Annotated in this window: 15 protein-coding genes; 9 read left to right on the top strand and 6 right to left on the bottom strand. The window is 29.2% G+C overall.

All coding sequences use genetic code 11. From position 1 onward, the window contains the following. Positions 1 to 21 precede the first annotated feature (21 nt). On the bottom strand, positions 22 to 687 hold the full coding sequence (locus ACZ49Z_RS20390; RefSeq protein WP_464306131.1) for a YceI family protein: 666 nt from the start codon (positions 685 to 687) through the stop codon (positions 22 to 24). A 360-nt stretch (positions 688 to 1,047) separates the two neighbouring features. Here ACZ49Z_RS20390 and ACZ49Z_RS20385 point away from each other — a divergent pair, with 360 nt between their 5' ends. The 7 genes from ACZ49Z_RS20385 to ACZ49Z_RS20355 all read left to right on the top strand — a co-directional run bounded on the left by ACZ49Z_RS20385 (position 1,048) and on the right by ACZ49Z_RS20355 (position 8,265). After that, positions 1,048 to 1,581: a nucleotide exchange factor GrpE gene (locus tag ACZ49Z_RS20385; protein WP_464306130.1), complete on the top strand. Its 534-nt coding sequence runs from the start codon at positions 1,048 to 1,050 to the stop codon at positions 1,579 to 1,581. Positions 1,582 to 1,756: 175 nt separating this feature from the next. Beyond that, positions 1,757 to 2,881, top strand: coding sequence for a molecular chaperone DnaJ (gene dnaJ, locus ACZ49Z_RS20380; protein WP_464306129.1), 1,125 nt, complete (start codon positions 1,757 to 1,759; stop codon positions 2,879 to 2,881). 255 nt (positions 2,882 to 3,136) lie between these two features. Then, entirely contained in the window at positions 3,137 to 4,057 is a 921-nt protein-coding gene (locus tag ACZ49Z_RS20375) for an ABC transporter ATP-binding protein (protein ID WP_464306128.1), read from the top strand. 54 nt (positions 4,058 to 4,111) lie between these two features. Further along, the gene (locus ACZ49Z_RS20370; protein WP_464306127.1) at positions 4,112 to 5,425 is read left to right on the top strand and encodes an ABC transporter permease; all 1,314 of its coding nucleotides are present in this window, start codon (positions 4,112 to 4,114) and stop codon (positions 5,423 to 5,425) included. A 6-nt stretch (positions 5,426 to 5,431) separates the two neighbouring features. Continuing rightward, a complete protein-coding gene (locus ACZ49Z_RS20365) occupies positions 5,432 to 6,259 on the top strand; it encodes a mechanosensitive ion channel family protein (RefSeq protein WP_464306126.1) in 828 nt (275 codons plus the stop codon). A gap of 175 nt (positions 6,260 to 6,434) precedes the next feature. Then, entirely contained in the window at positions 6,435 to 7,598 is a 1,164-nt protein-coding gene (locus ACZ49Z_RS20360) for a sigma-54-dependent transcriptional regulator (RefSeq protein ID WP_464306125.1), read from the top strand. Between the two features lie 49 nt (positions 7,599 to 7,647). Next, positions 7,648 to 8,265, top strand: coding sequence for a DEAD/DEAH box helicase (locus tag ACZ49Z_RS20355; RefSeq protein ID WP_464306124.1), 618 nt, complete (start codon positions 7,648 to 7,650; stop codon positions 8,263 to 8,265). 63 nt (positions 8,266 to 8,328) lie between these two features. Here the strand turns inward: ACZ49Z_RS20355 and ACZ49Z_RS20350 are convergent, their stop codons facing one another. After that, positions 8,329 to 8,865 (bottom strand): YceI family protein, encoded by a 537-nt coding sequence (locus tag ACZ49Z_RS20350; protein ID WP_464306123.1) that lies wholly within the window; start codon positions 8,863 to 8,865, stop codon positions 8,329 to 8,331. A 101-nt stretch (positions 8,866 to 8,966) separates the two neighbouring features. Then, complete coding sequence (locus tag ACZ49Z_RS20345) at positions 8,967 to 9,335, bottom strand: hypothetical protein (RefSeq protein WP_464306122.1); 369 nt, start codon at positions 9,333 to 9,335, stop codon at positions 8,967 to 8,969. Between the two features lie 87 nt (positions 9,336 to 9,422). On the opposite strand from ACZ49Z_RS20345, the gene ACZ49Z_RS20340 reads away from it, so the two are divergent. Both ACZ49Z_RS20340 and ACZ49Z_RS20335 read left to right on the top strand, forming a co-directional pair. Further along, on the top strand, positions 9,423 to 9,818 hold the full coding sequence (locus tag ACZ49Z_RS20340; RefSeq protein ID WP_464306121.1) for an OB-fold protein: 396 nt from the start codon (positions 9,423 to 9,425) through the stop codon (positions 9,816 to 9,818). Positions 9,819 to 9,868: 50 nt separating this feature from the next. After that, positions 9,869 to 10,714, top strand: a complete 846-nt coding sequence (locus ACZ49Z_RS20335; RefSeq protein ID WP_464306120.1) for a DUF5777 family beta-barrel protein — start codon at positions 9,869 to 9,871, stop codon at positions 10,712 to 10,714. A 77-nt stretch (positions 10,715 to 10,791) separates the two neighbouring features. Here ACZ49Z_RS20335 and ACZ49Z_RS20330 read toward each other — a convergent pair whose 3' ends face one another. The 3 genes from ACZ49Z_RS20330 to ACZ49Z_RS20320 form a co-directional block, all read right to left on the bottom strand. Then, positions 10,792 to 11,190, bottom strand: coding sequence for a hypothetical protein (locus tag ACZ49Z_RS20330; protein WP_464306119.1), 399 nt, complete (start codon positions 11,188 to 11,190; stop codon positions 10,792 to 10,794). A 1-nt stretch (position 11,191) separates the two neighbouring features. Beyond that, the gene (locus ACZ49Z_RS20325; protein WP_464306118.1) at positions 11,192 to 11,764 is read right to left on the bottom strand and encodes a hypothetical protein; all 573 of its coding nucleotides are present in this window, start codon (positions 11,762 to 11,764) and stop codon (positions 11,192 to 11,194) included. A gap of 95 nt (positions 11,765 to 11,859) precedes the next feature. Continuing rightward, positions 11,860 to 12,363 (bottom strand): hypothetical protein, encoded by a 504-nt coding sequence (locus ACZ49Z_RS20320; protein ID WP_464306117.1) that lies wholly within the window; start codon positions 12,361 to 12,363, stop codon positions 11,860 to 11,862. Positions 12,364 to 12,416: the final 53 nt, after the last annotated feature.

Raw genomic sequence — 12,416 nt, 5'->3', positions numbered from 1 at the left:
TTAGTATAAATTTCTACTAAATTATTTTTTTGCTTTAACGGTAACTGTCAATTCAATTTCGTCATCAACAAATTTATCTTTAAGGTCATCAAATACAGATTTAGAAGCATAATTCACACCCCATTGTGTTCTGTCAATTTTAAATGCACTAGAAACCAAAGTTACTTCTGTTTCTGAAACAGTTACTTCAGCAGGGAAACTTACTTCTTTAGTAATGTCTTTAAGTGTTAAATCTCCAGTTACTGTAGTAATACCATCAACAGTTGTTGCAGATTTAATTTTGAATGTTCCAGTAGGAAACTTTCCAGTGTTGAAGAAATGATCTTCATCTTTTTTATCACCTGTTCCTTTTAAATGAATTTCTAAATGTTCTTTGTCTTCACCTTCTAAATCAGTAACAGTAATAGAGTTCATGTCAAGCGTAAACGTTCCCCCAGTAATTTTACTATCTAATACGTCAAAACTACCATCTTTAATAGAAATTGTTCCAGTGTGTTTTCCTGCTGGTTTACTTCCAACCCAAGCAATTGAAGAGTTTGCATTTTCTAATACATACGTTCCAGAATACGTTGGTTCGATAGCGGTTTCTGTTACCGTTTCTTCTGTAGTTTCTGTTTTTGATTCGTTTTTACAACTTGTAAAACTAACTAATGCAATTAAAGCGATACTTAAAATGCTTTTTTTCATAATTGTTTAATTTATGTAATTTTTATTTAAACTGAATAAAATAATAATTCATCAAAAGTAAATAAAATTAAAAAAAATAATGTTAAGAGATTGTGAATATTTCATTTTGCGCAACTTACTTATTAGCTTTTTTATTGAAAAATAAATGTAAAATAGTTGAAGAAGTGTAGAAGACTTGATTCATATAATACAACATTAGTTATGTTGAAGATATATCATAGAATATAAACTACTCATTTTTTGTAATAAAATTTTAATAAGTGAAATTGTTTAATGACAATTTGGCATTTTTGAGCCTTTGGCAATAGATTTGCTATTGACATGTAGTAAGAAAAAAAAGTTTAAAATAAAAGTCAATATATGAATCCAGAAAGTACTGAAAACATCGAAGAAAAAGAAAATATTCAAGAGGAAAATGTTTCAGAAAAGCAGCAACCTGAGTTAACGGTTGAAGAGCAACTTCAAGACGAATTAGCAAAAGAGAAGGACAAATTTTTACGTCTCTTTGCAGAATTTGAGAATTATAAGAAAAGAACATCTAAAGAAAGAATAGATTTGTTTAAAACTGCAAATCAGGAAGTTTTGCAAGCAATGTTACCTGTTGTTGATGATTTTGATAGAGCTTGGACTCAAATTTCGAAGTCAGATGATGAGTCTTTGGTTAAAGGTGTAGAATTAATTAAAGAGAAATTAAAAACTACACTTGTATCTAAAGGTTTAGAAGAGGTTGAGATTAAAGTAGGAGATGCATTTGATGCTGATTTTGCAGAAGCAATTACTCAAATTCCAGCACCTTCTGATGATTTGAAAGGAAAAATTGTAGATGTCATTGAAAAAGGATATAAATTAGGTGACAAAATTATACGCTTTCCAAAGGTAGTAATAGGAATGTAAAAATAGCAAATAGTATTACGTTAGGTGTAAAGATGATTATAATTGTCTTTTATATTTAATTCGTTAAAAACTAAAGTTATGTTTTTCAAAATTGCCAACTAAATAGTTTGTGATATAAGGAACATAAGTTAATGGCAAGGAAAAATAGAACTGCTAAAAAATAAAATTTACGTACATGAAAAAAGATTTTTACGAAATATTAGGTATTGCTAAAGGAGCTTCTGCTGATGAGATAAAAAAAGCATACAGAAAAAAAGCAATTCAATATCATCCAGATAAAAATCCTGGAGATGCAACTGCAGAAGAAAACTTTAAATTAGCTGCTGAGGCTTATGAAGTTCTAAGTGATCCTGACAAAAAAGCACGTTATGATCAGTATGGTCATGCCGCATTTGATGGAGCAGGTGGCTTTGGTGGTGGTGGCTTTGGTGGCGGTCATATGAATATGGATGATATCTTTAGTCAATTTGGAGATATTTTTGGAAGTGCTTTTGGTGGAGGAGGTGGTTTCTCTGGAGGAGGACAGCGAAGAGTGAAAGGAAGCAATCTTAGAATAAGAGTGAAATTGTCACTTGAGGAAATTGTAAATGGAGTAGAGAAGAAAATAAAAGTTAAACGAAAAGTACAAGCCAAAGGAGTTTCTTATAAAACATGTTCTACTTGTAATGGTAGTGGGCAAATAATGAAAGTTGCTAATACTATTTTAGGAAGGATGCAAACGGCAACCACTTGTACAACTTGTGGTGGATCTGGTCAAATTTTAGATCAAAAACCTGCGGGTGCGGATGCGTATGGAATGATTATGGAAGAAGATACCGTATCGATTAAGATTCCAGCAGGAGTGGTTGACGGTATGCAATTGAAAGTTGCAAATAAAGGTAATGAAGCACCAGGTAGTAATAGTGTTCCAGGAGATTTAATTGTAGCAATCGAGGAGTTAGAACATGATTTCTTAAAAAGAGAAGGAGAGAACCTTCATTATGATTTATATATTAGTTTCCCAGAAGCAGCTTTAGGTGTTTCTAAAGATATAGAAGCTGTAGGTGGAAAAGTAAGAATCAAACTAGAAGAAGGAATTCAATCAGGAAAAATACTTCGTCTGAAAGGAAAAGGTATTCCTAGTTTGAATAGTTATGGAAATGGTGATTTATTAGTACATGTAAATGTATGGACACCTAAAACATTAAATAAAGAACAAAAAGTGTTTTTTGAAAAAATGTTAAATGATGAAAACTTTATTCCATCACCTGAAAAATCTGAAAAATCTTTTTTTGAAAAAGTAAAAGATATGTTTTCATAAATGAATAAAAATATATACATTTGGAATTCACTTTCTTATGGGAAGTGAATTTTTCTTTTTCATAGCAATTTTTCCCATCCTTCGTAAAAAAGGGGTGGGTTTTTTGTAACAAAAAAAACGTTTTACTACTAATGGTTAATTATTAAGAAAAACGACTATAATTTTTGGTCTGTATTAATATTTTAAAAGTCTTCTGTTAACAAAGCAAACTATACTAAAATAGGGAAGTGTTGCAGCTAAATAATAATAAATTATATGAATAATATTCTTGAAGTAAAGGATGTAATTAAACAATATGGGGATTATACCGCTCTAAATAATGTGTCGCTTTCTGTGCCTAAAGGAAGTGTTTATGGTTTGCTTGGCCCAAATGGAGCAGGAAAAACAACATTAATTAGAATAATAAACCAAATAACAATGCCCGACGTTGGTGAGGTATTTTTAGACGGTGAAAAATTAAAGCCAGAACACATACAATATATAGGATACCTTCCAGAAGAAAGAGGATTATATAAAAGTATGAAAGTAGGTGAACAGTGTTTGTATTTAGCTCAGCTAAAAGGCTTATCTAGTCAAGAAGCAAAAAAACAATTAAAATACTGGTTCGAAAAGTTTGGAATTGAAGGATGGTGGAATAAGAAAATTCAAGAACTTTCTAAAGGTATGGCTCAAAAGGTACAATTTGTAGTAACTGTTTTACATAAACCTAAATTGTTAATATTAGATGAACCATTTTCTGGTTTTGATCCGGTAAATGCTAATTTAATTAAAGATGAAATTATAGAATTGAACAAACAAGGAACATCTGTAATTTTTTCTACTCATAGAATGGAAAGTGTTGAAGAAATGTGCGATTATATAGCCTTAATTCATAAATCAAATAAATTAATTGAAGGTAAACTAACAGATGTAAAACAACAATTTAGATCAAATACTTTTCAAGTGGGAATTTTGACCAATAATGTTGAAGGATTAATCTATCAATTAACTCAAAAATATAAAATTGACCAAACCGATTTTAAATCTTTAAATAAGGATCTAAAGTTAGAAGTACAGTTAGGAGACGATAACTCCAATAGTTTATTGTCAATTTTAACCAATTTTGGTCAGGTTACCCATTTCGTTGAAAAAATACCAAGTGTAAATGATATTTTTATTCAAACCGTAAGCGAATAAATTAATAAAAAAAAATATCATTTGTAAGTATTATCTATAAGTTATAAAGAAAAAATGAAAACATTATTTTTAATCATAAAAAGAGAGTTTATTGCAAAAGTGCGTAACAAATCATTTATTGTAATGACCTTTTTGAGTCCATTATTATTTGTTGGTATTGCTGCATTAGTTGGTTATTTGTCAACAATGAATAAAGACAAAGCAACAGAAATTGCCGTTCACGATGAAGCTGGTTTTTTGAAAAATAGTTTTAAAAGTGATAAAAACACTCATTATACGGATTTGTCATTATTACCTTTTGAGATAGCAAAAGACACTGCGTCAAAAAGCTATGAAGGAATTTTATATGTTCCTAAAGTAGATTCATTAGGACTCATAAAAGACAAAGTAGAATATATTTCTGAAACAAGTGCAAGTTTAGAATTCATTAGAGGTATAGAAAAAGTAGTAGATTCTGTATTAACATCTGATAATTATAAGAAATTAGGCTTAAATGAAACAAAAATTGAGGCAGCAAAAGAGAAAACCACTTTGAAACTATCTAAGTTTTCTGGAGAAGAAAGTCTGAAAGGATTAAATGAAATTAAAATATTTATTGGTGGGTTAATGGGATATTTAATAATGATGTTCATTATTGTTTATGGAAATTTTGTAATGCGAAGTGTTATAGAAGAAAAAACAAACAGAATAATAGAAATCATTATTTCATCGGTTAAGCCATTTCAGTTGATGATGGGGAAAATTATTGGAAATTCATTGGCAGGAGTTTTGCAATTTGCAATATGGTTAATAGTAGGCTTGTTGCTAATGTTTATTGCTCAAAATATTTTCGGACTTCAAATGGGAGGAACAGCATCTGTTTCGCCAGAAATGTTAGAAGCAGCACAGCAAACAGCAGGAATGGAAAAAATACAATCTTATGTTACAGAAATATGGAATTTGCCATTAGGATTAATGATGTTTAGTTTTATTCTCTATTTCATAGGAGGGTATTTCTTATATAGCTCATTGTATGCAGCAATTGGAGCAGCTGTTGATTCTGAAACTGATTCTCAACAATTTATGTTGCCTATAATGTTACCATTAATCTTAGGAGTCTATATTGGTTTTTTTACTGTAATAAACGATCCTCATGGTACGGTTGCTACAGTTTTTTCAATCATTCCCTTTACTTCTCCAATTGTAATGTTAATGAGAGTTCCTTTCCTTGAACCACAACATTATTGGCAATTAGTAGTTTCTATTGTAACTTTGTTTGCTACCTTTATAGGAGTAGTTTGGTTTGCAGCAAAAATTTACAGAGTTGGTATTTTAATGTACGGGAAAAAACCAAGTTGGAAAGAATTATATAAATGGTTAAGATATTAATAAATTATGTTAAACACATTAAAGAAAATACTCGCATTTAAACTTATTGATACAGAGAAAATAGATGTAACAGTATTAACAGTAGTTTTTTTAATTGTTGTATTATTTCTGACAGGAATAGTATTGCGGTTTGTGAGAAGATTTGTTACTAGAAAACTGCCTCTTGAAGATAAAAATAAATTTATAAGTGTTTTTCAATTTGTTAAATACTTAGTATATGTTTTAGTGTTTATGTTTACTCTGCATTCTTCGGGTGTAAATATGAATATTTTTATAACAGCTTCTGCGGCATTATTCGTTGGGTTAGGTTTTGCATTACAGACTTTTTTTCAAGACATAATTTCAGGTATTTTAATGATATTGGATCAGTCTTTACACGTTGGAGATATTATCGAAGTAGATGGAAAAGTAGGGGAAGTAAAAGAAATAAGGTTAAGAACAACAAGAATGATTACCAGAAATGATAGAGTTATGGTGATACCAAATCATAAATTTATGGTTGAAACCTTGTTCAATTGGACGCAAAATAGTACAATAAATAGAGAGCAAGTTAGTGTTGGTGTTGCTTATGGTAGTGATATTCGTTTAGTAAAAAAACTTCTTGAAAATGCAGTTCATGGAATTGAAGGAGTAGTTAGTGATAAAGAAATTTTAGTGCTTTTTGAAGGTTTTGGAGATTCATCACTTAACTTTTCAGTTTATTTTTATGTAACAAATGGTATGAAAAGCCCAAAGATACAAAGCGATATTCGATTTAAAATAGATGATGAATTTAGGAAGAATAATATTTCTATTCCATTTCCACAAAGAGATATTCATGTCATTAGTAAATGAAATTGAAAAAAGAATAAGAAGTTCTCTAAAATATAGAGAGCTTCTTTTTTTAAATAGAGAAATTTGTTAAGTATCAAATTATAATTCAAAAAGAAATCGTTACATTGTGTTAGTTAGCAATTCTATCGTATTTTTGCTAACTTTAAAACAAATAATTTTTAATACAATAACTGTAATGCCTAAAATATTAGTGATTGAAGATGAGGCTGCTATTAGAAGAGTCTTAACAAAAATACTTTCCGAAGAGAATGATACATATCAAGTTGATGAAGCAGAAAATGGATTACAAGGAGTTGAAAAGATAAAAAATGAAGATTATGATCTAATTCTTTGCGATATAAAAATGCCAAAGATGGATGGAGTTGAGGTTTTGGAGGCAACAAAAAAGATCAAACCAGAAATACCAATGGTTATGATTTCTGGTCATGGAGATTTAGAAACTGCTGTCAATACTATGCGTCTTGGGGCTTTTGATTATATTTCTAAACCACCAGATTTAAACCGTTTGTTAAATACCGTAAGAAACGCTTTAGATAAAAAACAATTAGTTGTAGAAAATAAAATCCTAAAGAAAAAAGTTAGTAAAAATTACCAAATGATAGGGGATAGCGAGGCAATCAATCATATTAAAACAATGATTGATAAAGTTGCTACAACCGATGCAAGGGTTTTGATTACGGGTCCTAATGGAACGGGTAAGGAACTAGTAGCGCATCAATTACATGAGAAAAGTGATCGTTCTTCTTTTCCTTTAATAGAAGTAAATTGTGCAGCTATTCCGAGCGAACTAATAGAAAGTGAATTATTTGGCCATGTTAAAGGCGCATTTACATCGGCTGTAAAAGACCGTGCAGGGAAATTTGAAGCAGCAAACAAAGGAACTATTTTTCTAGACGAAATTGGAGACATGAGTTTGCCTGCTCAAGCAAAAGTATTAAGAGCATTGCAAGAAAATTTAATTCAACGAGTAGGAGCAGATAAAGATATTAAAGTAGATGTTAGAGTAATTGCAGCCACAAATAAAGATTTGAAAGTTGAAATTGCAGAAGGTAGATTTAGAGAAGATTTGTATCACCGTTTAGCTGTAATTTTAATAAAAGTACCTGCTTTGAATGATAGAAGAGAAGATATTCCTGTTCTTTTAGAGCATTTCTCTATAAAAATTGCAGAAGAGCAAGGAAATGCACCCAAAACATTTAGTGATAAAGCAATAAAACTATTACAAGAATACGATTGGACAGGTAATATCAGAGAGCTCAGAAATGTTGTTGAAAGATTAATTATTTTGGGAGGTGCAGAAATATCTGAACAAGATGTAAAAATGTTTGCGAGTAAATAATAAAAAATGATAATCTAGAAGTGAAAGATAATCATTAACGATAAAAAGAATGAATTTAAAAAAGATAGACGAAAACCTTAAGACTGCTTTAATTGAAAATGGATTAATAGAACCAACGGAATTACAGTTAGGAGTATTTTCACCCATAAAAAGTGGAGCAGATGTTGTAATTCAAGGAGGAAAGAATACAGGTAAAACAACTGCTATGGTAATTAATATTATTCATAAGTTGAAAAAACCTTTTCAAGAATCACCAAGAGCTTTAATACTTGTAGATGATAAACAAAAGTTGTTAGAAGTAATAGCATTGTTTGAATTATACAATAAAAAAAACAAGCTTAGAGTTTTTGGTACACATGATAAAACCGATTTAGATGAAGATAAAAACTTAATTTCGTTAGGAATTGATGTTTTGGTAGGAACACCAAACAAATTAAACCAAATGTTTTCTTCTGCTGGGTATAATGTAAATACTTTGCAAATCATTGCTTTTGATGATATTGATGTTTTATTAAAAAACAGGTATGAGTCAATTATATTGCGTTTAATGGAAAGTATTCAAAAAGGACAACGTTTGTTTTTTTGTTCGCAAATTACAGAGCGAGTTGAAACTCTGGCTGACAATATTATGAAAGAGCCAATTTTTTTAGAAATGGAAGAGGAATAGTCTTAAGAAATAAACCATTTTATGTATTTACTAAAGTCCGTTAATTAGATTAACAGACTTTTTTTATAAAATAAAATGACATTTTATACTTACATTTTTGGATAATTTTTTACTCACAACACTAGGAATGTCTATATTAAAATCATCTACATTTACATCAAATTCGTTTGTTATTTCTATTGAACTTCCAGATTTTTTTATTGTTGCTAATGAAGTAATATTTTTGGTTTTTCCATGCAATTCTAAAGTTCCTTTTATAGTGAATTTTTGAGGCGTTGAAGAAAGTTTATTCATGTCAAAATTCTCAATTTTACCTTTAAAAATGGCTTTAGGATATTTGTTGCTTTCAATGTAATTTTCATTAAAGTGTTCTTCCATTAGTGCCATTTTGAAACGAAAGCCTTTTACAAGTGCTAAAGCAGCTATTTCACCAGTTTTAGTGTTTAAAATGCAGGAAACATTTTTGTTAGTAGCTTTTACTTCTTCAAATGATGGAACAGAAGCTTCAAAAGTAATTTCACCAGTTTTGGTTGATTTTTTTTCTTGAGAAAAGCTTGCTGTTGCTAAGCTTAAAAATAATAGTAAGGCTATTTTTTTCATACATTTAAAATTTTATTTTTAGAAGCAACATAGGAATCATTTTTTTATTATTAGTTACTTGCTTATATACATTTATTGTCCTGACAATTTACTGTACAACATTATTCTAACAAACCATCTGTTTGCCATTGATTCATAGAATTGATAGTGCTTTGTGGAAGTCTTGTTCCGCCACTAGGCATCATTCCAGATGCTCCTTGTGTTCTCGAAATACGATCTAATAAACCTCTGTTAAGAACAGCATCTTTAACTAAATTATAACTATTTAAAGACATTGGTGCTCCATTTGAAGGAGTAGTGCCGTGGCAGGAGAGGCAGTTGTTGTCAATGATGTTTTTAGCGAAATTTGTATAAGTTATAGTGCTTCCATCTTGACTGTCAATTAAATCAATTTCGGAATCATTGGTACAGCTAGAGAATAGCATAAACGAAATTGTAATAACAGAGAAGTAATATTGTGTTTTTTTCATTTTAATTGTTTTTATACTAAAGTAAAAATAGTTTTTTTATTATAAAAATGAAAATATTATTCTATTTTTGTTTAAAACTTATGAATTATGAAAAAAAATAAATGGTTTGTTTTATTTGTTTTATTTGTTCTTTTTGCTGTAATTGGTTATAATTACATCTATAAAAGTCATCGGGATATTAAAACCGAGAAGTCAACTTTTTCAATTGAGGTTACAACTTTAGATCAAGATTTTAAAGAAAATGAAATAACTGCTAATGCAAAATATTTAGATAAAACGATTACCATTTCTGGCAAAATTACTGAGGTAGATATAGATGCCAATGCACTTGTGGTGGATGGTGTTCTTTTTGCTAGTTTTATAGAATCTATTGCAGATTTTAAAAAAGATTCAGCAATTGAATTAAAAGGTAGATTTATTGGTTATGATGAACTTTTAGAAGAGTTTAAAATGGACCAATGTGTTATAATTAGTACAAAATAATTGTTTAATACGTTCAAAAAAAGTTAACTAAAGAAATAAAAAAAAAGAAAATGAAAAAAATCATATTAGCTATTTTATCACCGTTATTCATTTATGCGCAAGAAGATTTGTTATCTGAAATTGATACCGATTCTACGGGTGTTTCTATTGAAAATTCTGCTTTTAAATCACTCAAAATTGTAAATTTAGAATCTACTAAATTAGCGGCTAAAGGGGATTTTTATTTTATAGTTGCCCACCGTTTTGGTTCTGTGAAAAATGGAATTGATACTTTTTTTGGTTTAGACGATGCTAATACGCAAATAAAGATGTTATACGGTGTTAATGATTGGTTAACAATTCATGCTTCAAGGAGCGGTTTTCAAAAGTCTTATGAAGGGGCTGTTAAATACAGATTAAAAGCACAAGAAACAGATGGTTTTCCTGTAACGATAGTTGGTTTCAATAGCATCGTTGTTAATACTGAATTAGATAAAGCAGTTTTGTCAAAATTGACTTTTGAAAATAGATTGAATTATACTACACAATTATTAGTATCGAGAAAATTTTCAGAATCACTTTCTTTAGAATTAGCTCCAACATTTTTTCATGAAAATTATGTAGTAAATGATAACCAAGACAATAGCCAATTCGCAATTGGAATGGGCGGAAGGTATAAGCTATCTAAACGTGTAGCTTTGACTATGGATTATGCAGCTCATTTGAATAGAGCATCTAATTCATTAGCGAAAAATCCTTTATCTGTTGGTGTTGATATTGAAACTGGAGGGCATGTGTTTCAATTGCATTTCACGAATGCACAAGCTATGAATGAAACAGGATATTTAGGCAATGCATTTGGGGATTGGAGTAAAGGAGATGTATTTTTTGGATTCAATCTAGTTAGAGTGTTTTAGAAACCAATTTTTAGAAATAAAAAACCAAAACAAATACTAGGTTTGTTTTGGTTTTTTTGTCTTAATGCAAATTTAATTTATAAGTTTAAAAATTCTAATAAAATTGGATCGGCATTTTTAAAAGTTGGAGGTTGTTCTATTATAGAAGCGATTCTTTTTTTATTTATTTTCATCGTAATGTCTGCTTCTGTTGTGAATAATAGTGCAGAAAAAAACGGATTAATTAAATGTGGTGTTAAATCGGATTCTAGAGCATCAATTGTTGATATTTTTACAATTTCTTCTTTTACTCCATTATATATTTTGAATGTTAGCGCTGTTTTCAATACATTTTCTTCAATATGCATTCTAACATAAATATTTTGTAACTCGGGTTTTCCTACAGTTTTTGCAAGGGTTAATTTTGCAAATGTTCCGTTAGTGATACTTTCTTGTACTGCTTTGAAAAAAGCTGAATATACTATTGTGTTTGACATTTTATAATCCTAATTCTGTTTTTACTTTCTCATTGAAAATCATGCTAAATAATCGATTTTCTTTGTCTTTGTTTAAAAATTTCCATTCCTTTTTTGTGAGTTCATCAGCAACAGCAATCATTGTAGAACGCAGCTCAATTCTAAATTGATTTTCAGCTTTGTTAAATAGTACATTTTTTGCATCCATTGATTTTTTGAATAGTTCAATCATTGCTTCTGCATCTTCCATCGGTGTTTTGAATGTCATTAGCATTACATTTTCATGTTCTACAAGACAAAATGTTTGTTCTTCAATTTTTTTAATTTCCCCAAATGTGAATTTTGGGTCTACTTCTATAACTTTAATTGAAAATTGTTCGTTTTCCATCATTTGTTCAAACATTTTTTTCATTGATTCTTTTGGAATTATTTCGAATACTTTTGGATATGTCGTTTCAAAAATAACTTCAAAATTAGTTGTAGCACCAGCTTTGTAAGCTTTTAAGGCTTCACTTTTTAAGGTTTCAATATTTTGTGCAAAGCTATGTAGTGTGCAAATAAATAATATGCTGAATAATGTGAGCTTAGATTTCATTTCTTTATTATTAATTTAATTTAAGGTAAAACTAGATGATTTTAGTTTTTGTGATAAACTATTTAACGATTAATTATTGTGTAACAGTTTGTTTGTTACATATTATTCTCTTTTTTAAATTTATTCGCCAGATGCATGGTATATAGGTTGTAACATAGAGCAAGAACAAATATTGTTTTAAAAATTATTCCTTGGAAAAAGGTTCTACTATCAAAAAGAAAATTAATCATATAAACTAATAATAGTATTACTAATGGAATGATTGTAAATACTTTTGGGTTTTTATTTAGAAATATAGCGCAAATTAAAAATATAAAAGTGATGCAACTAGTGAGTATAATACTAAATATATCATATTGGTTTTTGAAAACCGAAAACACCATTGCAAAAATATTTGCAGCAACAATATAATATAATACTTTTTTACTGTTTTGTATTGTGTCTTCAGATTTTTCTATGATATTCTTATCGCTAATAAACTTGCCAATATGAATAGATTTTTCTTTTTCAGTTCCATTAAAAGGAAATTTACAATTTGCGCATAGAGCATAAGATTCTGGAGTGTTTTTTTTGCAACAAGGACATTGGTTGTTTTCCATATTTTCGTATTTAAAAAATCCTTAGTTACTAAAAAAGTACTAAGGATTTTTAT

This window comes from Flavobacterium sp. KY-23415 (assembly GCF_055384985.1).
The sequence above is the reverse complement of the archived record's forward strand: the minus strand, read 5'-3'. Positions and strand labels throughout refer to the sequence as shown.